Source organism: Yoonia sp. SDW83-1 (assembly GCF_046762885.1).
Taxonomy (GTDB): domain Bacteria; phylum Pseudomonadota; class Alphaproteobacteria; order Rhodobacterales; family Rhodobacteraceae; genus Yoonia.
In genome coordinates this window covers 226,998-249,940 of the sequence record NZ_JBKQXO010000001.1, presented here as the reverse complement: position 1 = coordinate 249,940, position 22,943 = coordinate 226,998, and the positions used below count along the sequence as shown (strand labels likewise).

At 58.8% G+C, this 22,943-nt stretch carries 19 protein-coding genes and 1 pseudogene; 4 read left to right on the top strand and 16 right to left on the bottom strand.

Annotated features, from left to right (window positions below):
• The first annotated feature begins 1 nt into the window (after nucleotide 1).
• Genes modA through modC form a run of 3 tightly spaced genes read left to right on the top strand, consistent with a single transcriptional unit; the run spans nucleotide 2 to nucleotide 2,492 of the window.
• A complete protein-coding gene (gene modA / locus ACFWW4_RS01210; RefSeq protein WP_411889188.1) occupies nucleotides 2-739 on the top strand; it encodes a molybdate ABC transporter substrate-binding protein in 738 nt (245 codons plus the stop codon).
• Nucleotides 739-1,431 (top strand): molybdate ABC transporter permease subunit, encoded by a 693-nt coding sequence (gene modB / locus ACFWW4_RS01205; protein ID WP_411889401.1) that lies wholly within the window; start codon nucleotides 739-741, stop codon nucleotides 1,429-1,431. The genes modA and modB overlap by 1 nt, the downstream gene beginning before the upstream one ends.
• Nucleotides 1,431-2,492 (top strand): molybdenum ABC transporter ATP-binding protein, encoded by a 1,062-nt coding sequence (gene modC / locus ACFWW4_RS01200; RefSeq protein ID WP_411889400.1) that lies wholly within the window; start codon nucleotides 1,431-1,433, stop codon nucleotides 2,490-2,492. Before modB ends, modC begins: the two co-directional genes overlap by 1 nt.
• Here modC and ACFWW4_RS01195 read toward each other — a convergent pair.
• The 6 genes from ACFWW4_RS01195 to ACFWW4_RS01170 all read right to left on the bottom strand — a co-directional run bounded on the left by ACFWW4_RS01195 (nucleotide 2,489) and on the right by ACFWW4_RS01170 (nucleotide 9,143).
• Nucleotides 2,489-3,775 (bottom strand): 3-deoxy-D-manno-octulosonic acid transferase, encoded by a 1,287-nt coding sequence (locus tag ACFWW4_RS01195; RefSeq protein WP_411889187.1) that lies wholly within the window; start codon nucleotides 3,773-3,775, stop codon nucleotides 2,489-2,491. The two genes, modC and ACFWW4_RS01195, sit on opposite strands and share 4 nt — an antisense overlap.
• Nucleotides 3,768-5,045, bottom strand: coding sequence for a 3-deoxy-D-manno-octulosonic acid transferase (locus ACFWW4_RS01190; protein ID WP_411889186.1), 1,278 nt, complete (start codon nucleotides 5,043-5,045; stop codon nucleotides 3,768-3,770). The genes ACFWW4_RS01195 and ACFWW4_RS01190 overlap by 8 nt, the downstream gene beginning before the upstream one ends.
• Complete coding sequence (gene neuC / locus ACFWW4_RS01185; protein WP_411889185.1) at nucleotides 5,032-6,162, bottom strand: UDP-N-acetylglucosamine 2-epimerase; 1,131 nt, start codon at nucleotides 6,160-6,162, stop codon at nucleotides 5,032-5,034. Before neuC ends, ACFWW4_RS01190 begins: the two co-directional genes overlap by 14 nt.
• Nucleotides 6,163-6,231: 69 nt before the next feature.
• Nucleotides 6,232-6,978 (bottom strand): glycosyltransferase family 25 protein, encoded by a 747-nt coding sequence (locus ACFWW4_RS01180; protein WP_411889184.1) that lies wholly within the window; start codon nucleotides 6,976-6,978, stop codon nucleotides 6,232-6,234.
• Nucleotides 6,979-6,981: 3 nt separating this feature from the next.
• Nucleotides 6,982-8,118, bottom strand: coding sequence for a rhamnan synthesis F family protein (locus tag ACFWW4_RS01175; RefSeq protein ID WP_411889183.1), 1,137 nt, complete (start codon nucleotides 8,116-8,118; stop codon nucleotides 6,982-6,984).
• The gene (locus ACFWW4_RS01170; protein ID WP_411889182.1) at nucleotides 8,115-9,143 is read right to left on the bottom strand and encodes an N-acetylneuraminate synthase family protein; all 1,029 of its coding nucleotides are present in this window, start codon (nucleotides 9,141-9,143) and stop codon (nucleotides 8,115-8,117) included. Before ACFWW4_RS01170 ends, ACFWW4_RS01175 begins: the two co-directional genes overlap by 4 nt.
• Before the next feature lie 142 nt (nucleotides 9,144-9,285).
• Here ACFWW4_RS01170 and ACFWW4_RS01165 point away from each other — a divergent pair, with 142 nt between their 5' ends.
• The gene (locus tag ACFWW4_RS01165; RefSeq protein ID WP_411889181.1) at nucleotides 9,286-9,981 is read left to right on the top strand and encodes a tyrosine-protein phosphatase; all 696 of its coding nucleotides are present in this window, start codon (nucleotides 9,286-9,288) and stop codon (nucleotides 9,979-9,981) included.
• Here ACFWW4_RS01165 and ACFWW4_RS01160 read toward each other — a convergent pair.
• The 10 genes and pseudogenes from ACFWW4_RS01160 to ACFWW4_RS01115 form a co-directional block, all read right to left on the bottom strand.
• Complete coding sequence (locus tag ACFWW4_RS01160; protein WP_411889180.1) at nucleotides 9,978-10,691, bottom strand: acylneuraminate cytidylyltransferase family protein; 714 nt, start codon at nucleotides 10,689-10,691, stop codon at nucleotides 9,978-9,980. The genes ACFWW4_RS01165 and ACFWW4_RS01160 overlap by 4 nt on opposite strands.
• 62 nt (nucleotides 10,692-10,753) lie before the next feature.
• Nucleotides 10,754-11,461, bottom strand: coding sequence for an aspartate/glutamate racemase family protein (locus ACFWW4_RS01155; protein WP_411889179.1), 708 nt, complete (start codon nucleotides 11,459-11,461; stop codon nucleotides 10,754-10,756).
• Complete coding sequence (locus tag ACFWW4_RS01150; protein WP_393928158.1) at nucleotides 11,431-12,753, bottom strand: TRAP transporter large permease; 1,323 nt, start codon at nucleotides 12,751-12,753, stop codon at nucleotides 11,431-11,433. Before ACFWW4_RS01150 ends, ACFWW4_RS01155 begins: the two co-directional genes overlap by 31 nt.
• A gap of 144 nt (nucleotides 12,754-12,897) precedes the next feature.
• Nucleotides 12,898-13,302, bottom strand: a pseudogene (locus ACFWW4_RS01145) (TRAP transporter small permease subunit); the annotation flags it as partial.
• 108 nt (nucleotides 13,303-13,410) lie between these two features.
• Nucleotides 13,411-14,379, bottom strand: a complete 969-nt coding sequence (locus ACFWW4_RS01140; protein ID WP_411889178.1) for a TRAP transporter substrate-binding protein — start codon at nucleotides 14,377-14,379, stop codon at nucleotides 13,411-13,413.
• 34 nt (nucleotides 14,380-14,413) lie between these two features.
• Nucleotides 14,414-15,658: an NAD(P)/FAD-dependent oxidoreductase gene (locus ACFWW4_RS01135; RefSeq protein ID WP_411889177.1), complete on the bottom strand. Its 1,245-nt coding sequence runs from the start codon at nucleotides 15,656-15,658 to the stop codon at nucleotides 14,414-14,416.
• Between the two features lie 102 nt (nucleotides 15,659-15,760).
• Entirely contained in the window at nucleotides 15,761-17,989 is a 2,229-nt protein-coding gene (locus ACFWW4_RS01130) for a PAS-domain containing protein (RefSeq protein ID WP_411889176.1), read from the bottom strand.
• Nucleotides 17,989-19,143, bottom strand: a complete 1,155-nt coding sequence (locus ACFWW4_RS01125) for an FIST N-terminal domain-containing protein (protein WP_411889175.1) — start codon at nucleotides 19,141-19,143, stop codon at nucleotides 17,989-17,991. Before ACFWW4_RS01125 ends, ACFWW4_RS01130 begins: the two co-directional genes overlap by 1 nt.
• A gap of 36 nt (nucleotides 19,144-19,179) precedes the next feature.
• A complete protein-coding gene (locus tag ACFWW4_RS01120; protein ID WP_393927870.1) occupies nucleotides 19,180-19,881 on the bottom strand; it encodes a response regulator in 702 nt (233 codons plus the stop codon).
• A 237-nt stretch (nucleotides 19,882-20,118) separates the two neighbouring features.
• Complete coding sequence (locus ACFWW4_RS01115; protein WP_411889174.1) at nucleotides 20,119-22,902, bottom strand: DUF1963 domain-containing protein; 2,784 nt, start codon at nucleotides 22,900-22,902, stop codon at nucleotides 20,119-20,121.
• Nucleotides 22,903-22,943: the final 41 nt, after the last annotated feature.

The following is a 22,943-nucleotide window of genomic DNA, read 5'->3' as shown; positions in this document are numbered from 1 at the left end:
CATGAAGGCGCGCATTTTCACTTTTGTTTTCTGGCTGATATTAGCGACCGCCACCAACGCGGAGGTCGTGGTTTTTGCAGCCGCAAGCCTGAAAGAACCACTGGATGCGATGGCCGCAGATTTCGGTGACGTCACTCTGTCCTACGGCGGCAGCGGCACGCTAGCGCGTCAACTAACCTTGGGTGCACCGGCGGATGTCGTTGTGCTGGCCAATGATGAATGGATGCAGGCACTTGTCACATCCGGACGGATCAGTGCGGACGGGATCGTCGATCTGGCCAGCAACCGGTTGGTGCTGATCGGGACAAATGAAGCGTCTGACGTTCCCCTGACCGGGGACGGCATCGGTAATGCATTGGGGAGCGGCCGCATCGCCGTTGGCCTGACCGAGGCAGTGCCCGCAGGCATCTACGCCAAGGCAGCACTGACATCGCTCAACCTCTGGCCCGCATTCGCGGACAGGCTCGCCGAAGTTGACAACGTCCGCGCCGCCCTGACGCTGGTGATCCGCGAACAGACGCCGCTGGGCATCGTCTACGCCACCGACGCTAGGGTTAGCGAAGCGGTCCGCATCGTGGCGACCTTTCCCGCCGACAGCCATCCGCCCATCCGCTACCTCGGCGCCGTGACATCGGACAAGGCAGAGGCAGGCGCGTTTCTGGCCCATATGTCCTCGCCCGCCGGGCGCGCCCAATTTGCCGCCGCGGGATTTCTGCCGCCACAGGACCTGACGCAATGATGGAAAGCCTCGGCCCTGCGGAATGGACCGCGATCTGGCTGTCCCTGCGGGTGGCCGTGGTCGCCACGATCTGCGCGCTGCCCGTAGCGGTTGCTGTCGCCTATCTGCTGGCGCGCAAACGGTTTCCGGGGCGGCAATTGCTGAACGGGCTGGTCCACATGCCGCTGGTTCTGCCGCCTGTGGTCACCGGCTATCTGCTGCTGGTTCTGTTCGGTCAGACCGGCCCTATTGGCGGGTTTCTCAATGATACATTCGGGATCACACTGGCATTCCGCTGGACCGGGGCCGCGCTCGCCGCCGCAATCATGGCCTTCCCCCTGATGGTCCGCGCGATCCGGCTCGCGATCGAGGCTGTCGATCAAGGGCTGGAAGAGGCCGCATCAACCCTCGGCGCCTCACGCTGGCGGATTTTCAGCACGGTTACCTTGCCCCTGATCCTGCCGGGTGTTCTGGCCGGCGCCATCCTCGGTTTTGCCAAGGCGCTGGGCGAGTTTGGTGCAACGATCACCTTTGTCGCCGCGATCCCCGGTCAAACGCAAACAATTCCATCTGCCATCTACGGGCTGCTGCAGGTGCCGGGCGGTGAACCGGCCGTGGTCGGTCTCGTGATCGTCTCCGTCATTCTGGCTATGGGCGCGCTGCTGATATCCGAATGGCTCGCGCGACGCATGGCCCGGCAGGTGGGGCGCTGATGCTGCAGGTCCGGATCACAAAGCGGCTGGGCGATTTCACCCTTGATGTGGATGTCACGGCACCCGCAGGCGTGACCGCGATTTTCGGGCGATCCGGGTCGGGCAAGACATCCTTGGTCAATGCCGTGGCGGGCCTGCTGCGGCCCGATGCAGGGCGAATCGCCGTCGGTGATCAGGTCCTGTTCGACAGCCAGACCCGGCAAAACCTGGCCCCGCAAAAGCGTCGCGTCGGTTATGTCTTCCAGGACGCGCGGCTGTTTCCCCATATGAACGTGCAACGCAACCTGACCTATGGCGGCGACCACGATGCGACGCGGGTGATCGATGTACTGGGTCTTGGCGATCTGTTGCAGCGGCGTCCGGCGGGTCTGTCGGGCGGCGAACGCCAGCGGGTGGCGCTGGGCCGCGCCCTGATGTCCGATCCGCAGATACTGCTGATGGACGAACCGCTTGCGGCACTCGACGCACCACGCAAGGCCGAAATCCTGCCTTACATCGAACGGCTGCGGGACGAGGTGCAGGTGCCTATCCTCTATGTCGGCCACGACATGTCAGAGGTCGCGCGCCTTGCCAGCACCCTCGTCGTGCTTGAGCGGGGAAGCGTCGTCGCATCCGGCCCGGCAGGCGACGTTCTGGCGCGCCCTGATGCCGTGCCGTTGCTTGGGGTCCGCGACGCCGGTTCGGTCATCATCGCCAAGGTCGCCGGGCGTCTGCTGGATGACGGCCTGACAGAGGTTGCCTTTTCCGGCGGGCGCATCGTCCTGCCTGGCAATCTGGGGCGGTTGGGCCAAAAGGTGCGGCTGCGGATCCCCGCGCAGGACGTGATCCTCGCGCGGGAGGCGCCCAAAGGCATCAGCGCGCTGAACGTGCTGCCCGTGACGATCACAGCCATCGAACAGGGGCGCGGTCCGGGCGTGGCGGTCGGCCTTCGGGCAGGCAATGACCAGTTGCTGGCCCGCGTGACCCGCAGAAGCGCCAAACTGATGGAACTGGCGGAAGGCCAGCAGATCTTCGCCATCATCAAGGCAACCGCCGTCGGCCCGGAAGATATCGGCGGCTAACGCGGCAAGGCCTGCGCGATGGCTTCCAGCGTCCGCGCGACCCCGCCCGCATGATCATCATAAAACGCCGTGATCTGATCTTCGGTGACCGGAACCGGGTCGTTGACGGCCCGATGCAATCCCGCCGGTGTCTGGACAAGCTGACAGACCCCCGCCGCAATCGCCTCTGTCGCGGGATATTCGATTGTCCAGATATGCGGCCCGACGATCACCGGCTTTTTCAGCGCCAGCGGCTCAATCACGTTATGCGCACCTTTGGTGACAAAGCCGCCCCCCACAATCGCCCGATCGCAAAGGCCAAGATAAAAATACATCTCGCCCATGCTGTCGCCCAGCAAGACGTCAACATCAGGCAGCGGACCGGCAGGTGACAGATCGGCGCCCAGCATCTCGGACCTGCGGGCAAAGCCGATACCGGCATCGCGCAGCATTCCGGCCACCACGTCAAACCGTTCCGGCGCGCGGGGGACATAGATGAAACAGGCATCGGGGCTCTGCCGGATCATATCGATATAGATTTCATCTTCGCCCTCAACGACGCTGGTCAGGGTAAAGGTCCGCCGCCCCTTGGTCAGGTCCGCATGAACACGCGCCGCAGCATCCAGATGCGCCTGCGGGATCGGCTGATCAAACCGCAATTCGCCTGTGATATGGATGTTCGACATGCCAGCGGCAGCGAACCGGTCTTTCTGCGCCTGCGATTTCACAAAACCACCCGCGAAACCGGCCAGCAGCGCGGCGCGCAGCCCGCCTTTGTCCTTGTTGTAGCTCTTCAGCGGATATTGCGCATTGCACATGAACAGCGGCACGCCAGCGGCGCGGCAGGCCATGATCATGCGCGGCCAGATCTCGATTTCCATCACCAGCCCGTATTTCGGGGCAAAGCGGGTCAGAAACCGACGATAGGCAAATCCATATTCGAACGGTACCCAGACGGTGCGCACCGACCCCTCGGCGATTTCGCTGGCAAACTCACGTTCCGCCTCGCGTCGCCCGGCGGGGGTGAAATGGGTCGTGACAACATGTTCGCCCCGGGCCAGCAGGGCGCGGATCAAGGGCGTGGCGGACCGCATTTCACCCAGTGACACCGCATGAACCCACACAGCACCCGATCGTGGATCAGGGTAACGACCGAAGCGTTCAGCAATATGCTGGCTGTAAAGCGGGTCCTTTCGTCCGCGTTTCCAAAGATAGATCAGGATCACGGGCATCAGTACCCACCACAGAATGCCATAGACTACCAAGGCGATGCGCAGCTTCGGGGTCGGAAACCTGTCAGCCATCACCGTTCTCCAACAGCTTTAGCAGATCGTCGACCAGCCGGTCCGTTTGACCACTCGCCCGCGCGATCACGGCTCTGGCGCTTTGCGTCATTTCTTCAATCCGGTCCGACTGCAGCAGGGTCAGTAAATCGTTCGCGTCACTGATTTCCGCAGCCGCTTCGGCCTCGTCCAGAGCGGCAAAATCATCTGCAAAATTGGCCACACGCGGCCCATGAGCGATAGCGACACCCAGAATTGCTGCCTCCCACGGGTTATGCCCTTCAATCTCGCTGAACGTCCCGCCAATCAGCACCAGCTTGCACAACCGATAGACCAGCCCCAGATCGCCAAACGTATCGCACACCCAAACCGCATCGCCCTGCGCAGGCAGGCCGCCATCAGAGCGGAACGTCACCGCCAGATCACATCCCTTCGCGATCTCATCCCGCCTGTCAGGAAAGCGCGGTGCAATGATCAGCAGCGCACCGGGGTCCGATTTGCGAAGCGCCTCATGCGCCGCGATGGCAATCGCCTCATCGGCGGGATGCGACGGGGCCACCGCCCAAACGGTCCGGCCCGCCAGCGCGGATGTCAGCGCGGTCAGTTCTTCTGCATCACATTCTAGCGGTGGTGCGGCGGGCTTCAGCGATCCGGTGACCGCCACGGTGGCAGGAATGGCCAGCGCCGTCAGATGCTCCGCCGTCCGGGCATCCTGCGCGGTGATCATGTCCATCGCCCGATAGACATCCCGGTACAGTGATGCAGCCCGCCGATGCGACCGGAACGACGTCTCGTTCATCCGGGCCGCGACAATGGCCTGCGGCACACCGCGTGCGGCCAGATCGCTGACAAAACCCGGCCAGATATCCTGCTCGGCCCAGACCACCAGATCAGGGCGAAAATGATCTAGAAACCGGCGGCGATAACCCGGTGCGTCAATCGGCAGAAACTGGTGGATCGTGCGGGGCGGCAGGTTTCTGGCGAAGACCTGCGCCGATGCGGCTGTGGTCGAGGTCACCAGAAACCACGCCGTTTCATGTTTGTCGGCCAGACGCGCAATCAGACCGCGCAATGACAACACCTCACCCAGACCGACCGCGTGCAGCCAGATCAGCGGATGGCCCGGATGCGGCGCCAGCCCTTGTCCCAGCTTCTCCCGCCAGCGTGCCGGGTCTTCCTTGCCGCGCGCCAGACGTTTGCGCAGCAGGCGGGGCGCGATCAGGGGAAAGCCGTGGCTTGCCAGCAGATAGGCCCGCAACAGCCAGCCACGCTGCATCTCAGTCCGCGGCATCGTGAAAGGTTTTCTGCATCGGCGCGTCCCAGAACGCCTCGGATTGCAGGATGCTCACGAACCTTTCCGCGGCACTGCCCCCGCCAAAAGCATCATGGCGCGGATAGGATTTGCCCCATTCGCGGGTCAGGAAATCGCTGATCTTCTGCGTCTCTCCGGCGTCGGCAAAGAACACCGACGGGGCCTTTGCCCTGTTCGTCTGGCGGGTCCCGATATCAAGCGATGGAATCCCGATGAACGGGGCCTCGCGCACGCCCGCCGACGAATTGCCGACCATGGCGGATGCGTTCTTCATCAGTTCCGAAAAATGCGCAAACCGCATGGAGGGCAGAACCCGGAACCGGTCCGCCGGAAGCTGCGCGATCCGGTCAAAAATCGCCGCTGACCCCGGATCATTATTGGGGGCGATCAGCACGAAACTGCGGCCCGACGCATCCAGCGCATCAAACAAAGCCTTCGCCTGCGCGCCCATCGTGGCGGCTTCCGACGTGACAGGGTGGAACACACAGATCCCGTAATCATCAAACGGGATCGCATAACGTTCCTTGACCTCTGCCAGCGAAACACCGGTCGGACCGGCATGAAAATCCAGTTCAGGCGATCCGATGGCGTGAATATGGCTCTTGGCCTCACCCAGCGACATCACCCTGCGGGCCGCATCCTCCGACGACACGAAATGATAGGTCGCCAGCTTGCTGTTACAATGGCGGTAAATCTCATCAATCGTGCCTGACACTTCACCCCCTTCGATATGGGCGCAGCGGACATAGTTGGTGGCACAGACAAGAGCACAGGCCAGCGCCTCGACCCGGTCGCCATGGATGATCACCAGATCAGGGGTGTGTTCCTGCACGAAATCCGAAAACCCCATGACGGTCTTGGCCAGGATCATATCCTGCGGATCACCCTCGCGCTGGTTCAGAAACTCATGCACCTGCACACCACTGGTGCGATGCACCTCCAGCTTGGTCAGGCCATAGCGATCCAGCATATGCATGCCGGTGGCGAAGAAACTGACCGCGAACCCGGCATCCCGCGCCGCGATGGCAAGGGGCTCCAGCTTGCCGAAATCAGCGCGGGTTCCTGTCACGAAAAGAAGTTTGCGGGAAATCGCCACGGCACCCTGTCCTTGTTTGTTTCATCCGGGTTAATGGCAATCGGGCCACGGTGCAACGCGCAGCGACGCTCAGTGCCGTCGAAGATACCACCACTTACCAACCAGATTGCGCAAGCGCAGCAGGTAGTTCGGCAATCGCTTCCATTTCGGGAATTTGCGAACTTCGGAAAACCCGGTCCCTGTAATCGTGCTTTCATTGCCGTCATCGACATGGCTGGGAAATGGCTCCAACCCGTAGTGCCGGAACCGGTGAACAAAAATGCGATCAAGCTCGTGGTCGATAGGCCGGGTGATCGGAAGCATCCGGGGAAGCAGACGTTCGGCCAACGCGCGGGTAATGAGATAAGCCCCAAGGCCAGTTGCTGACCCGACATAGGCGTTCAGCGTGTAAGAGCCGATCTCTCCGCGTTGTGTGGGATACTGCGCCCTTATCTTGTTGAGTTTGAGAAAGTCCCAACGGTCCTTCTGCGCAAGTGCAGCGTTCACCGCATCAACAAAGTTATCATGAAAAACCACATCGTCTTCCAAAACCAGTGCCACGTCCTGGCCGGTCTCAAGAAAGGCCTGCCAGACGCCCAAATGCGAATGGAATGTCCCGATTTCCGCTTTCATGACCTTGCGACCGGTATTGCGTTCAAAGGCCGGAATATCGACGGTGTCAGCAAGTTTCTCCCAATCCGCCCGCCCATCGCGCGCCCTGAACCAGTGGTGCTGAAAACCCAGGGCATCAAGGCGGTTTTGCATCGTGGCGCGGCGCTTTTCCGAACGTTCGAGATTGATCAGGTAGATCGGAATAGTATCAAGGCGCTCGCGCATCGCTTAGCGCCCTACGGCCTGTGCACCGATCCGGTGTCGTTCTTCAATCTCGGCCAAGACCAACGGGATTGGACCCGGAAGGTCAGCATTTTCAACCGCTTTAAGAAACTGATCGCGGGCCACATGGTGTGGCGAGTCCTTTGGTTCACCTGAAGAGCGCTTGGTGTGATTAAGCCCAAGTAAATCCATACAGTTGACCTGAAAAGACATATGAAACTCGCTTGTGGCTTCGACATGATTGATGAACTCAAACACATTTTCACGCCACACATCATCTTTTGTCGCTGCGTCTTGCAATGCGTGCGATTGCTCCGTTTGCGCCGCATTTTTGTAGGCAGCATAACCGAGTAGCTTGTTCAGATAATCGCTGGGCTTTTGGCGTAAAGCGTCAAAAAAATCATCGAAACGGATAAGCGTTCCGATTGACAGTCCACCAGATTTCATCGCCTCGGTGAATTTCAATTCACCTCGACGGATGGCATTATACTTGAAACTGGACGGCAGATAACGATCCCAGAAATCTCGAAACGCTTTTGATGAAATGGCCTTTGCATTGAACCAATAGAAGTAGGATTGCAGGTGCTGCGGGCGTTCAGCCATCGCCTTTCGCCGCTTGCCAAATGGCCGGATGATCATTCCCATTAGATCGTGCTGAGATCTTTCCATGCGGGCCAGCGTCGTGTCATTTTCAAACACCGGCCACCACATGCTATCGTTCAGGATCACCATCGCATCCAGCGACAGATCGCTGTCCTGAATGAATCTCACGCCGTCACGATAGCCGCCGAAATCATACCCGAAATTCGGCCTTTCCATGATCTTCCATATCACGGGTTTGAGCCGTTGTTTGGATTCTTCGGAAAGCGCCGTGTTCGACACCAAAAGAACCGCATATCCGTGTCGCTGCAGATGCTCACAAGTGACCAGGGTGGACTCGGCAAGCTTTTTTGGCTGATAAATCAGATAAATAGCCACCTTCCGGTCGACGGGCTGTTCTCCATTTGTCATCCTGATATTGGTGCGGAAGTCGCGATCGTGGGCGTATTTCCAGTAAATCTCGAACGGGTAAAGCAGTGCCGCCCGAAGCTGATCGACCGGTCGCTTCAACTCACGTTTCAGCTTTCTTTTGTCAAAGCTCACGCGAGATCGCCCCACTTCAACTGCGTATTGCGCGTGACAGCGCGCGTCAGCGTCTTCCCCACCACCTTGTCAAAATCATACCCCGCAATTTCGCCCGATCCAGGGCGGCGTGCCCAGATGTCGGCTTCGCCAATGACATGACCTGCGGGCAAGTCCTTGTCGGCCACAACTGACGCCCGGGCGAAGCGGTAGACATCTTCTTCGGCGGTTGTCCGTTGCTTGGGGTTCATCAAGGCCGTGTGAATTTCGCGCGACCGGTCGATGATGTGGCGCAGTTCTGACGGGTCCATGGAATTGATGATATCGGGACCCTTGCGATAGCGGGTATCGGTATAGTGCCGCTCCAGAATACAGGCCCCCAGCGCGACCGACGCCAGCGCCATTTCAGGCCCGATGGAATGGTCCGAAAACCCGACAACGGCATCAGGAAACGCCGCCTTCAGGTCAGTCACCCCCTGCAAAGACACAATTTCGGGCGGCGAGGGGTAAAGATTGGTACATTCCAGCAGCGCATATTCAATCCCCGCCTGATCCAGAATATCGACGGACGCCCGGATCGTCTCGATACTCTGCATGCCCGTCGACATGATCACCGGTTTGCCCATCCGGGCGATGTGGCGGATCAGGGGCAGGTTATCAGCCTCGCCCGATCCGATCTTGAAGGCAGGCACGTCCAGGTCATTCAGAAAATCGGCCGCCGCCCGCGAAAACGGGGTCGATATCCAGATCATGCCAAGACTTTCGGTGTATCGCTTCAGCTCTGCCTCATCCTCCAGCGACAGCGCACAGGCGGCCATCACATCCCAGATCGACACATCGGCATTGGGCGGAAAGATCGATTTGGCCTCTTCAGTCATCTCGTCTTCGATAATGTGGGTTTGATGCTTGATCATTTCGCAGCCCGCGCCGGCGGCCAGACGCGCCATCTCCTTGGCCACATTCAGATCACCGCCATGGTTGATCCCGATCTCGGCAATGACAAGCGGCGGGTGTGTCGGCCCGATCTCGCGTCCTGCGATCTTCATCCTGCTACTCCTGCATCCAGTGTTGATGGATATCTATGTGGTTTGACGCGGCGGAGCAATTGGCCCCGTACCATTGCAATACGGTGCATGATGGGCCAAGTGACAGGGAAACGTGTATGGTCAGGCCGCGATGATCCGAAGAGTGCTTCAAGTTTTGGAAGAAAAGGAACGCGCCTGGCGCAATTCCTTTGGCCATGACATCACCAACCCGGCAGAGCGCCGGAAATCCACATGGCACTTGAACTGGCTGGATCACGGGATCCTGCGCAAGAACTGGCATAACTTCGAAGAATTCGCGCCGGGCGCCTACAGGTCCAACCACCCTGATCACAAACGATTCGAACGGTATGCCGCGATGGGGATCAAGACCGTGCTCAATCTGCGCGGCCCGGCCACGCAGCCGCATTACCTGTTTGAGGTTGAAAGCTGCGAGGCGCTGGGGCTGAACCTGGTGACAACCCAGATGGCCGCCCGGCGCGCGCCGACGGTTGATGAACTGACCCGGCTGCTTGATGCTTTTGAGACAATCGAACGGCCGTTTCTGATGCATTGTAAATCGGGCGCCGACCGTACTGGTTTGGCTGCAGCGATCTACCTGATGCTCTATGAAGACACCCCGCTGGAGGTCGCCCAAAAGCAACTGAGTTTCCGCTACATTCATATCCGCCGCAGCGAAACTGGCATCCTCGATCATTTCCTCGATGTCTATGCCGCCCGCATCGCCCATTCACCCATCGCGATTGATGAGTGGATCAGGACGGAATACGATCCCGATGCACTGACCAAGAGCTTCAGAGCCAAGCAGAACGCATTGTGGTTCTGGCAAGGCTGGCGCTAGGCTGGATCGCGCAGCCCTTCGGCAATCTGCTTGCCTAGAAGATACTCGATCACGTCCCAGTCAAACGGGCTGTCCACGTCCAGCCCCCGTTCATTCGGCACGACCAGCGGGATCACATGCCCTTCAAACAGGCTTTGCGCGCTGCGCAGGTAATCCGGCTTGACCACGTAAACCAACCCCACATGGTCATAAACCATCGGCGCCTGCTGCCGGGCGACAACCCCATGCGGCAGCGGTTTTGACACATGCAGCGCGCCGGTCTCATCGGTTTCGAGCATGTTAAAATATGGGTTCTTGCGGCTTTCACAGCAGGACATGACCATATCCGGCGCGGCGCGCGCGAACAGGTCCAGCCCGGCCTCGATATCCTCAGGCAAGCGCAGCGGCGATGTGCAATCAAGGTCCAGAAATGCAGTCGCAGGGCCCGTCTGCTTTTCCACCTCGCACAAGGCATGCTGCCAGACATGCCACTTGGCCGCCGTATCCGTGGCCAGTTCCGCAGGACGCAGACCGATATCAAGACAGCCCCGCTTGATCGCATGTTCATACATCTGCTCTGAATCCGTGGACACAACCACATGATCCACCCGTTCAGTCGCAAAAAGCTGATCCAGCGACCAGTCGATCAGATGCTTGCCATGCAGCATCCGAAAATTCTTGTTGGGCACACCCTTGCTGCCCGCACGTGCGCCGATATGGCCGATGATCATCGCTGGTTTTCCTTCTCTTCGTCCCACAATTGGCTGATGGGCCGGCCGGGGTCAATCCGGGGTCACGGCGCGATCAGCCGCGCCGCATCAAGGATGGAATAAACCTGCCTGCCCGTTGCGGCACTGATGGCATCCGCATAAGGCGGCAGGTTCCCGCATTCCAGCAGGATGGCCCCCAGATCGGGGGTCTCGTCACACAACATCAAGGCACGCGCCACTGCAGCATCCGCAATCCCCTGCCGGTCAATTCTGGCCGGCTGGTCCGATTTCGGCACAAGGATCGCCTGCGCAAAGGCCGGGCAATCTTCCATCCCGGCAATCCTGACCTGATCCGGCACGACCCCTGCGGCCCCCAATGCCTTTGGCCCAAGCTGCTGGCGCGATGCGGTCAAGATCCCCACGGGCCTGTTGCCATGGGCGGCACGGATCAGCGGAAACAGCGACAGGGCGGACACTATCACCGGAACAGTGACCGCCGCCGCAATCCTGTCCTGCACACTGATCAGAAACCCGCAGGTGGAGGTGATGGCAACCGCCCCCGCCGCCTGCAACTCCTGCGCGGCCAGACAGAACGCGGAGATCAGGTCAGGGTCGGGCAACCCATCGCGGACAATCTCGGGGCTGCCGGCATTCTCCACAACGCGCAGTCGGGCAGGGCGGTGGTAGCTTTCGGGATTACCTGCATCCCCCACCACCCGCTCAAACGCGGTGTCCAGCATCAGCACCCCGATGAACCCGGTCATCGGGTCAGCAACTGCTCTGGCAGCCACGTAGCCAGCCCCGGAAACACCACCAGAACGCCCACCATCAGCACCATGATCCCGAACATCGGTAGGGCGGCCTTGGCGATATATGTGATGTCGTGTTTGGTCATGGATTGCAGAACAAACAGGTTGAACCCGATGGGCGGGGTGATCTGGGCCATTTCGACCACCACAACGATGAAGATGCCGAACCAGATTAGGTCGATGCCTGCCGCCCGGATCATCGGCTCAATAATCGCCATGGTCAGGACGACCGCCGATATCCCATCCAGAAACATACCGATGATGATGTAGAACACGGTCAGGGCGGCGATCAGGGCCACCGGTGACAGATTGAACGTGGCAATCCAGGCGGCCAAAGCGCGCGGCAACCCGGTGAATCCCATGGACAGCGACAAAAACGCAGCCCCCATCAGGATCAACGCGATCATCGCACTGGTGCGCGTGGCGCCCAGCAGGCTGTCCATGAACGTATCCCAGTTCAGCGATCCTTGCAGCGCGGCGAGGATCAGCGCGCCGATCACGCCAAACGCCGCCGCCTCGGTCGGGGTGGCATAGCCGGTATACATCGACCCGATCACCACAACGACCAGTGCAATCACAGGGATCAGCAATGTCGAATTCTTCAACGCCGCGGCAAAGCCAATACGCGGTTCCGGCTCAGGCCGTTCGCCCGGACGCAGATAGTACCACGCCACGATGTAGGCCATAAACATCGCCGCCAGCACCAGCCCCGGCAGGACACCCGCCATGAACAGCTTGGTAATGCTCTCCTTGACCGTCACACCATAGACGATCAGCGTCAGCGATGGCGGAATCATCAGACCCAGCGTCGCCGCCCCTGCCAGCGTGCCCACGGTCATGAACTCCGGATAGCCGCGTTTCTGCAATTCCGGGATCGACATTTTGCCTACTGTCGTCAGGGTCGCCGCCGACGATCCGGACACAGCGGCAAACACCGTGCAGCCGACGACATTTGTATGCAGCAACCCGCCCGGAATACGCGCCAGCCACGGGGCCAGCCCTTTGAACATATCCTCTGACAGGCGGGTCCGGTACAGCACCTCGCCCATCCAGATAAACAAGGGCAGGGCGGTCAGTGTCCAACTGCTCGCACTCGTCCAGACCGTGATGATCATCGCATTGCCGGGATTGCGCGTTGTGAACCCGACCATCCCGATATAGGCGACACCCATCAGGGCCAACCCGACCCAGATCCCGGTGCCCAGCAGAAAGAACATCACGAACAGGAAGATCCCGATCTTCAGCGCAACCGCATCGCGGTCAAACCCAGTCATCGCCTGCACCCCGGCATAGACCACCAGCAGGACGACCCCTACCATGATCGCGCGGCTGGTGTGGGACCCCAGCAAGGCGGCGGCCCAGTCAATCGGGTCCTCATGCGCGTCTACGCCCTGATAATTAGTCAAAACCAGGCGCAGCAGATTATCGACAACAGCAATGGCAAAGATAACTGCCCCAATCGCCATGAATGTCTGGGGAATCCATAGTGGTGTCGCGTCCTGCCCTTGCGAAATATCGTTGATCCGGGCCGACAGCAGGGTCGCCTTGACCGCGTACCATGCCAGAAACAGGGCTGACAGGCTGGCCAGTGTATAGCACCAGATCTCAACCGCACGGCGATAGCGCCCGGATTTGGACACGAACAGCGCGACGCGGATATGGGCATTATGATTGAAGGTATAGGCCATCGCCAGAAACGATGTTGCCGCCATCGCATAGCCTGCATATTGCGCGCCACCCGGGAAAATCTGCCCGGCCCAACGGGCAACCATTTGGGCCGTCACAAGTGCCAGAATTGCGATCAGGGCAATCGCCGCAGCCATGCCAGAGGTTTTATAAAGTCCGTCCAGCAGGCTGCGCACGGCTGGCTCCTTCTTGTCGTCTATGAAATGAAGAAGAGGCCCCCGCATCAGCAGGGGCCAACTGTCAACCTAGTTCGAATAGGCGTCGACGATGGAGTTGCCCGCCTCGCCTGCCTGTTCCAGCCATTCAGCCGTCATGGTCACGCCGATTTCAGCCAGATCATTGGCCAATTCCTCGCCCGGCTCCGACACGGTCAACCCGTTGTCAGCCAGTGTTGCCAGGAACCCGCCAGCCAGTTCTGCCGCCTTGGCCGACCCGCGCGCCTCGGCCTCGGCGGCATGGGTCATCAGACATTCCTGCGATGCGGCAGGAAGCGCATTGAACGCATCATTGTTCACAAAGATCGAATTGCGGGGCAACCACGCCTTGGCATCGTAGAAATTGGTCAGGTCCTCCCACACCTTTTCATCCACCCCGGTCGAGCCGGAGGAGATAAACGCCTGCACAACTCCCGTAGCCAGCGCCTGCTTCAACTCTGCCGCCTCGATCTGGGTCGGCACCATGCCAGCCAGTTCGGCCACACGCGCCGTCGCGGCATTGTAAGCCCGAAACTTCAGACCTTCCGCATCAGCCAGGTTGTTGACCTCCTGCGCAAAATACAGGCCCTGCGGCGGCCATGGCACGGAATAGAGCAGGGTCATGTTCTGTTCGTTCAACAGCGCATTCAACGTCGGGCGGGCAGCATCGCGCAGGGCATCGGACGCCTCGAACGATGTGGCAAGGAATGGAACGGAATCATATCCAAACACCGCGTTCTCGTTTGCGTGGGCCGACAACAGACGCTCGCCAATCTGGGCCTCGCCCACCTGCACAGCGCGCTTGATCTCGTCCCCCTTGAACAGCGAACCACCGGCATGGATGGTGATTTCCAGCTCTCCATTCGTGCACTCACGGACCGCATCTACAAACATCTGGGCGTTTTCCGTGTGATAGTTGTTGGCCGGATAGGCCATCGGCATATCCCAGTTTTCAGCCGATGTAGTACCCGTCAGGGCAAGCGTTGCGACCGACGTCGCCAGCAATGTTCTTAACATCATTATTCGTCCTCTCCGTTTGTGTGTCATGCCCGGGTTATCTCCGGGTCGTGCGATTGGGGGCATAGGCCCCTAGATCGGTGTTTGGGGGCGTCCCGCTGGCCAGCGCGGCCAGCCAACGCCCCGTCTTGGGGCCACCCGTCAGGCCAACATGCTGATGGCCATAGCCCAGCAGCACATTCTCTGCCTTAGGTGCGCGTCCGATCACGGGCAGCGAGTCTGCCGTGCTGGGCCTGTGCCCCATCCATTCATCCACCCGATCATATGTCAGTCCGGGAAACAAGGCCGCCACCTGCCGGCGCAGCAGCGCAAACGGCGCGGCAGAGGGCGGCGCATCAAGCCCGCCGAATTCCACGACACCGGCACAGCGCAACCGGCCGTCCATGCTGTTCATGCCGAACTTGCCCGCCGCCACCATGATCGTATTCCGGAAACTGATCGACGGGTTCACGAACTCGATGTGATAGCCGCGTTCCGATTCCATCGGGACGGTAATCCCCAGCTTGCGCGCCAGCGGACAGGACCACGCGCCAAGCGTCAGAACATATTGACCCGCACGCAGCACACCCTGATCCGTCTGAAGCCCGGAACATTGCCCGTCCGACAGGATCATGTCGGTCACGGTGGCCTGCCGGATCGTGCCGCCCTCAGCGGCGAAAAGGGCGGCAAGTGCGGTGACATAAGCCCCCGGATCGCTGATCCGGCCATGCTGCAACAAACGCACACCAAACCCGAACCGTCCGGCCAGCGCGGGGTCATGGGCGGCCAGCATATCCGCTGTCATCTCCTCGAACCGAACGCCATGGTTACGGCGAACTTCCCAGCCATAGCTGTCGGCTTCATAGGCGGCGCGGTCCGGATAGCCGTAAATCCAGTCGTCATCGCTCAGATAGGCGGCGGCATCCGTGCCACCCGCCAGCGCGTGATGCTGATCGACCGCATCATGCAACAGCGTAAACAGCGCGGCAGCGATATGATCCACATTGCGGGCCTGACCCAGATACTGGCGCAAAAACGGCAGTAGGCGGGGCAGATAGCGCCATTTCAAAAACAGCGGCTGGTTGGGATCAAACAAAAGCCCCGGTGCCTTGCGCCAAAGGCCCGGCACACTGACCGGCACAATCGACCCCGCCGCAAGAATACCGGCATTGCCATAGGAGGTGCCCGCCGCCGGTCCTTCGCGATCCACAAGGGTGACATCAAAGCCATCGCGCTGCAGCCACAGCGCCGTCGCCACGCCGACAATCCCGGCCCCCACAACGATAATTGTCTTATCTGTCAATCAGTTCGTCCCCCGCCAGGAACTAAATGACACGAAGGGATTCGTTACAAGAGATTTGGTCGAATGCCCGAAGGCAGAAAAGATCGCATTGGGCGGCAGCTGTCATCCTGCCCTCGGCGTCAGCGTTTGCACCGCGCCAACGTCGGTCGCCGCAAGAAAGCCCAGCAGTTTTTCCTTGTCGATGGGCTTGGCCAGCAGACGCAAGCCAAGCGCCCCGCAGTCGTGCTGCAACTCCATGCTCCGATCAGCCGAGATGATGGCGGTTGGAACAGGGCCATATGTCTCGCGGATATCATCATACAGGGACAGCCCATGCGCCCCCGCCCCCAGCTGATAATCAAGCAACAGAACATCTGGGACCAACTGGATTTCACCCAGCAAATCCTTCGCTTCCCGCGCGCTGTGGGCCAGCAGAACCTCTGCACCATGGTTCTCGATCATCAGCGACAGGGCATGGGCCACCTGCATGTCATTCTCGACCAGAAGAACGATCATACCGTCCAGCGCATTGCTCCAGTCACTTTGCAACTGCGGGCTGGCCTTGGTGGCGGGGCGCATTTCCGGTGCGATACGCGTATTGAGCGAAAAGCAACTGCCCTGGCCCACGCTGGACCACAGGCTCAGATCGTGACCCAGCCCCTTGGCCGCGCGTTCCACAATCGCAAGGCCCAGACCCAGCCCGTCACTATTCGTGTGGCGGTCCAGCCTGGCAAACTCCTGAAAAATCGTCTGCCGGTCGTCTTCTGCAATACCGGGGCCCGTATCCCACACCTCGATCCGGGCCGACCCGCCATTGCGGCGCGCCCCAACGATCACGCGGCCGGTGGTCGTGTACTTGACCGCATTGGCGATTAGATTTTGCAAGATGCGGCGCAGATAACCGGGATCACTGATCACGCTCAGGCTGGAATCGATGATTTGCAGGTCCAGCCCCTTGGCCAGTGCCATCGGTGTCAATTCATCGCGTAGCGGTTTCAGAACGGCGGACAGGGGGACCGACTGAATATCAAACACCGCCTTGCCTGCATCCAGCCGAGAGATATCAAGCAGCGCCTCGATAATATGTTCGACCCCCATCAGTGCGGTTTCAGCCTTGCCCAAAACACCCAGGGCCTCCGGGTCGTCCATCCGATCCGCGAGTGAGGACATGAACAGCTTGGCCGCTGACAAAGGCTGCAACAGGTCATGACTGGCCGCGGCCACGAACCGCGACTTGGAGGCATTGGCACGTTCGGCTTCTTCCAGCGCCTCGCCCAATTCCTCTGTCCGCTCAATCACGCGGCGCTCCAGCGTTTCATTCATCTCGAACAGGGCGCGGGCGGCCTCACGCTCTGCTGTGACATCGGTAAAGCTGATGACGAAACCTCGATCTGGCATCTCCTGGGCAAAAACGCTCAGGATCTGTACGTCCTTGCGGGTGATCTCAAACGCGATGGGCTGGCGGCGCGACCGGCGATGGGCCCATGTCTCTAGCCGGTCATGATCGAAATCGCCGTGAAACTTCAAATCATTGCGCAACAGATGCAAAAGGGCGGAAAACTCCAGCCCGTGAATCGTGCTTTGCGGGGGCAGGGCAAGAATGCGATCAAATGTCTTGTTCCAGCCCACCAGCTTCTTGTCATGATCAAAGATACAGACGCCCTGGTTCAGATGGTCCAGCGTGGCCTGCAAGATCTTGGCCTGCTGGTCCAACATCTTGTCGCGCTGCTGGCGTTCCAGCCGCATTATGTCGGTCACATCGGTCTGCAGGATCACGGTACCGCCACGGGGTGTGCGGTGTTCACTGATCTGCAGCCAGCGGTTCCAGGTCAGCCGGACGTTGAATACAACATGGTCGCGGTTATGGCGTGAAAGGCGCTTGGCCGCCCAATCCGCAGGTGTCTCATTGTCAGGAATGGCCAGATGTTCACTGCGCGAAACCAGATTGACATAGTCGTCAAAATGCAGCCCCTCGACCAGCCGGTCAGCGACATCCGCGATGTCACGACAAAAACGGCTGTTGAACAGGGCTAGCTTTTCATCGGGATCAAATAGGGCGAAACCTTCATTGATGGTTTCCAGCGCCTCGGTAATGTTGGACCGGGCGGCCTCGGTCTCGACATTTGCATGCTCAAGCTGGGTGTTGGATTCCTGCAGCAGGTCTAGCGTGCGCTCCAACTCCTTCGTGCGCTGCCTGACCTGCGTCTCCAAAAGTGCGGCACGCTCGAACTGCTGATAGGCCAGACCTGACTGATCATTCTTCTGTTCCACCCGCCGCATCAGCGATTGCGCGATCACCAGCAGCTTCTGGTTCTGCTTCTCAATCGGATCATTGGGGTTCACGATAGACATCAGTTGGCCGCGTCCTTGCGATAGAATGCAACGCCGGTCATGGTCTGGTTGACGTGAAGCGGGCCAATCTGTTCGCCATAGGTCGAAAAGCCGGTCACATTGTATTCCGACAGAACCTGCGACAACTCCCGCGTCATCTGCGTCTGTTCGGCCTCGATACGGCGCAGAATACAATCGCAGCCGATGATATCGGTGAACATCGTCTTTTCCGACAGCATCGCCATTTTTGCGCGCAGATGGGCGGCCATGTTCTGCGGCTCTGCCACGGTCAGCACCATGCCTTCGTCGATGGCGGAAAAGAACACAAGCTCGCCCGCCTCATTGACCTGTTGGATCGCACGCACATGATGATCGCCCCCAATGCGTACCACAACCGGGTGCGAGGCAAAGGTGAAACGATCCAGCTGATCGGGGTCCTTGCCGACAATGCGGGCATACTCGCGGGCCGCCGGTTCGGCATTGATCGACTTGACGATGCGGCGTTCCGGGTCCGCATCCGTCACAACCATCTGGGTCTCGGTCGGGATCAGATGGTTGAGGCTGAAGACCTCGGTTCGGTGACGGCTGCGGATCAGGTTCAGAACGGCACCGTTGGTCAGAACCTGACCGTTCAAAGCAACCAGCGTGTTCTGGAATGCGGCCCCGTCCCCGGCAGACGCACCAAAGAGCGGCATATCACGCAAGGCCGGGGATATGCTGGCGGTAACCGTATCCTCGCGCAAGGACAGCCCGTCAATCATCAGAAAGGCAAAGCCGGCCTCCATATCAGCACTGCGTTCAAGAAGCGCCACACGCTCCTGCGCAATTCGGTCCATCTCAAACGCCGCCTGAAACTGATCAAGGTCCCGAATAGCCAAAGATGTCGAGGCGAAATCGGACTGCGGAAACCCGACCGCGACAATCAACCCCTCATCATAGCCGTCCTGCCCGATCTCGCCGGCAGTGGTACACGCAACCACATCGGTGTCAGGATAAAGCCGCTCTGCCTCCTGCACGACGGCATCGAAACTGATCTGCGGTGTGACGAAAAGCGCCAGCAGTGACAGGGGCCTGTCACCCAGATCCTCGCGCAACGCCTCAACCGGGTGCGTTGTCGAACACCGCACCTGCGCCCTGCAAAGCAAACTTTCGCGACACGAAAGGTCTGCGGTCATTTGATATCTTCCCCCCGGAAGGAGAGGATAGGATGACTATTTCGAACTTGGCAAGACGTTAAAAAAGCGCGCCTCTTGCGCGACCAACACCGCCTGGGTCCGTCTTTGCACGCCCAGCTTGCGCATAATGGCGGTCACATGGGCTTTCACAGTGCCCTCGGCGATGGACAGATCATAAGCGATCTGCTTGTTCAGCTTGCCCTCGCAAATCAGCTCAAGGATGCGGCCCTGCTGATTGGTCAGCGACGACAGGCGCGACAAGGCCTGCGCCTGATCACTTGTCGCCGCAGGCTCGACAAAGCCCGCAGGCTTGTAAACACCCTTGTTGGCGATCTCGGCCAGCGCCTCCTTGAAAACGGCGCGGCCCGAATGCTTGGGCACAAAGCCTGACGCGCCCGCGGCAATGGCTCCATTGATCGTGGCATTGTCGGTGACAGATGAGACAATGACGACAGGACATTCCTCAGCACAGCGCTTGATACGGATCAGGCCATCAAGGCCACTGACATCCGGAAGATTGAGGTCAAGCAGGATCAGCGCCGGGGCCTTCTTCTCCTCCAGAATACGCAGACCATCCTCCATGCAGGGGGCGGTTACGACTTCCTTGAAGTTGTCCAGCGCGCGCAGCGTCAACTCAAGCGCGTCACAAAACAGCGGATGATCATCAATAATCAGCGCCCAACCCTTGGGTGTATCGGGAGAAAGCGGCGTTTGCGTGGTCTGTTCCAGAGTGGCCATAACTCTGTATAACAAGCCTTGGCATTTCAGGCCAATCCGCCAAAGGTCTTAGAGTGGAGGAGGGGGCGGCATTGAGAGGCTGGGCAGAAAGAGAGCAGGGTGCTGATGGATGTTTCGGGCCTGTGATAACCGCCTTCTAGCAGCGCAACTGACCGTTCCTCAGCACCTTAAATCCATCCAATGACGTCATGTGCCCGCTTCTCATTGCTTAAATGCGCTGCGAAGTGTTCTTGTCCGCTAGTGGCATTCCATATTCGCGAATACGCTGAATTCGCGATCTGCCAATTCTTGCTCGGTCGTGTGGATAAAAATCGCGCCCGCGTCACCCCACATCCAGTTCAGCGTATCGTCGCTTGCGATCTGGAACAGCAGCGGTGGATCATCCGGTCCCATGTCGTTTTGCAAGGGGTCGGCCAGTCCTCCCATTCGGTGCGGTCGTCCCCATCTTACCTCGCGGACGATCTTTGCGACAATTTCTTGCGTCTCTTTCGGGATCAAATCGCGCGTTGCTGAGCTGTGCGCATAAACATCCAGGTAATGCTGCCGGACAACGGATTCAGGCCAGGCTCGACTAACCACGTTGCTTTCGATCAGATGTGCGCCGCCAAGGCCCCCATCTTTTGAAACACCGATACGCAGAAACGAGCGCCGAATGCCGGAGAGCTGGGCATATAGGTGCGCCCATTCATCTGTCGAGATATACGCATACTGGTCACGCGCCTGTATCTTATTAAGCAAATCGTCCAGCTTACCAGCTTGTTCCGCCCACCATGCCGCATGTGTCTCGGCATCATGTGTAATTTTTTCGGACAACGCGCGCTCGGGAAGCTCCTCGGTATTTTGAAGCAGCAAAGCAAGCGTTTCTTCTTGCCGAACGATCCGTTCCGATCGCGAGCGAATGTCGTCTCGCAGGTATTGCTCTCTTCCGGATTGCTCCTCGATTGCTTTTGATAGTCGCCTCTTGGCCTGGTCCAGCTGTGCTTTCTGGACCCGCAGGTCTTCTTCAAGTCCGGAAATCAGGGGCGCCGTCCATCCCGGCGTGGTCCGCAATTCGGTAGATTTATCCAGATAAGTCGCATTTGCGTGTCGTCTTTGCTCCTTGATCGCACATTTGGTGAAACTCAAGGCACCACCCCAAGTCAGTGGCGGACATTCTTCCGGGATCAGCCTGTCTGAAATTTCACTATCGTCGACGCCGTACAGTTCTTTGCCGGTTGTTGATTTCAGAGCGAAAGACCGGCTCACAAAAGAAACAACCTTGCCCGGCTCCAGTTCGATCTTTTGAGGCACGATATCAATCGGCCATTTTCGCCAGATGGTCGGAATGTCCGTCTCATCAAGGGCGTCATCGTAATCTGCTCCGGCATAGTGTGGATCACTGACGCCCAGAATATCATCCGGCGGCGATCGTTCCGGACCCAGTTCATCAATATGGATAACCTTGGACCAGCCGTCCGGATAATCTCCGTCAAAACCATCATAATTGCCCATTCGGTACCCGTCGATGAACAACAGCAACCAGCCTTCACGCGGACCGTGACCACACCACAACTCTTCGGGCAGATCTGCGCAACAGATTTGAGCGGCAAAGTGCATCGGCAGCGAATTCGCCCCACCCCGTGGCCACACTATGCTGTCAGGCATGTGTGGCAGTCCACCCAGCCAAGAGCGTGGGATTTCATCAAATCTGATTGGCACCTGGGGACGCAGGACAACGGAAAGAGGGTCACGTTCAAGACGCTTTTCCATCTTTTCAGCAAGTAAGGCCGCCAACTTTTCTTTTGGCATCTTCCTCTCGCGGGTCGCCAATTCCAGTTGGCGTTCCAACTCCTCGACAAGACCTTCAGCTTGCGCAAAGGGAATAACGGTTTTGTCGATTTCAGATGGTTCTCTATCAAATTCGTATTTGTTTGGAATTTTGGCCAGCCCGGCGAGAACCAAGATTTCGTGATCAGTCAGAGGACCCAGCCTTTCGTCAAGGAAATGATTGTCCTGATCACTTCTAGGTACTACGTGCGAGTAGTGCGACATGATATCGCTGAACCGTTGTAGATCAGTTTCTCTGGCTGCAGCAATTCGATCTGTTCTGATGCGCTGGTCAAAGGCTTTCAGCATGTCATAGGCATGTTCTGCATCGGTTACGTCGCGCCGCTTAAAAAAATACTTTGCCATATAGGCAGTCACAACATACTGCGGTCCGGCTTTCGAAGGCGTTAGTCTATCGAAGTGCTGCCTCTTCACCGAAATCGGCGCGTCGTCAGCTTCGATTGCTGCCATAGCCGAAAAAATCTGTTCGAGCTGAAAATACCGTTGCGCGGGGGTCAGGGCCTTTCCGGGCGCGTATCCATCAAGCATCACAATCTTCTTGAAGAGTGCAACGTCGTCTTCGCGCTTATGCAAAAAGCTCTCCAACTCATCTATGACTCCGGGGATACTCTCCAGCGATTGCACCTTCGCGCGGTTTTTTTCATCAAATTTCGATTGGATAATCTTTGCCGCCGCAAAGCACATGTAAAATGCGTCTTGTATCTCACGAAGTGGGATTGGCGGCAGGACGTTGTTCCCACTGCGATATACGTAGTCTCGAACAGGAGGCTGAGCCGGTGAGCTTTGAACAGCCGCTGGCAGTTGCCTGAATTCGACCGAGTCTTCGATGTCTTGAAGTTGCCGTGCAACGGTGTCCAGTAAACGGTCGAAAACCTCTCTGGTAGGTGCGTTCTCATCCTGCCCAATACGACACCAGATCTTTTGCGCAATGAAAATGCACGCAGCATCCCAGGATGTGAGTAATTTGAAATCGATAGCCGAAAACGGGCTTCCAAATACATATCTCTCGGTTTTCAAGGGTCCGAAGAAACGAAAGACATGCTCGAAGTAAAGGTGCCTTCGAGCAATCTCAGCGTGACGAGCCAACTCACGTTCTTTCGCTCCGCCGCCCGCGTTTGGTCGACGCTCAAGAGCTTTAATCAAGTATTTTTGAGCAAAGTAAAATGCTGCAATAGATAGTAAGACGTAAATCATTGTCTCAGACTGTCCCGCGTTGTTAACGAAAATTCGTCGGG

Coding starts and splice junctions, on each gene's coding strand:
- modA (WP_411889188.1), top strand. CDS start 2: ATGAAGGCGCGCATTTTCACTTTTGTTTTCTGGCTGATATTAGCGACC.
- modB (WP_411889401.1), top strand. CDS start 739: ATGGAAAGCCTCGGCCCTGCGGAATGGACCGCGATCTGGCTGTCCCTG.
- modC (WP_411889400.1), top strand. CDS start 1,431: ATGCTGCAGGTCCGGATCACAAAGCGGCTGGGCGATTTCACCCTTGAT.
- ACFWW4_RS01195 (WP_411889187.1), bottom strand. CDS start 3,775: ATGGCTGACAGGTTTCCGACCCCGAAGCTGCGCATCGCCTTGGTAGTC.
- ACFWW4_RS01190 (WP_411889186.1), bottom strand. CDS start 5,045: ATGCCGCGGACTGAGATGCAGCGTGGCTGGCTGTTGCGGGCCTATCTG.
- ACFWW4_RS01180 (WP_411889184.1), bottom strand. CDS start 6,978: ATGCGCGAGCGCCTTGATACTATTCCGATCTACCTGATCAATCTCGAA.
- ACFWW4_RS01170 (WP_411889182.1), bottom strand. CDS start 9,143: ATGAAGATCGCAGGACGCGAGATCGGGCCGACACACCCGCCGCTTGTC.
- ACFWW4_RS01160 (WP_411889180.1), bottom strand. CDS start 10,691: ATGATCATCGGCCATATCGGCGCACGTGCGGGCAGCAAGGGTGTGCCC.
- ACFWW4_RS01150 (WP_393928158.1), bottom strand. CDS start 12,753: ATGACTGGGTTTGACCGCGATGCGGTTGCGCTGAAGATCGGGATCTTC.
- ACFWW4_RS01140 (WP_411889178.1), bottom strand. CDS start 14,379: ATGATGTTAAGAACATTGCTGGCGACGTCGGTCGCAACGCTTGCCCTG.
- ACFWW4_RS01130 (WP_411889176.1), bottom strand. CDS start 17,989: ATGTCTATCGTGAACCCCAATGATCCGATTGAGAAGCAGAACCAGAAG.
- ACFWW4_RS01125 (WP_411889175.1), bottom strand. CDS start 19,143: ATGACCGCAGACCTTTCGTGTCGCGAAAGTTTGCTTTGCAGGGCGCAG.
- ACFWW4_RS01120 (WP_393927870.1), bottom strand. CDS start 19,881: ATGGCCACTCTGGAACAGACCACGCAAACGCCGCTTTCTCCCGATACA.
- ACFWW4_RS01115 (WP_411889174.1), bottom strand. CDS start 22,902: ATGATTTACGTCTTACTATCTATTGCAGCATTTTACTTTGCTCAAAAA.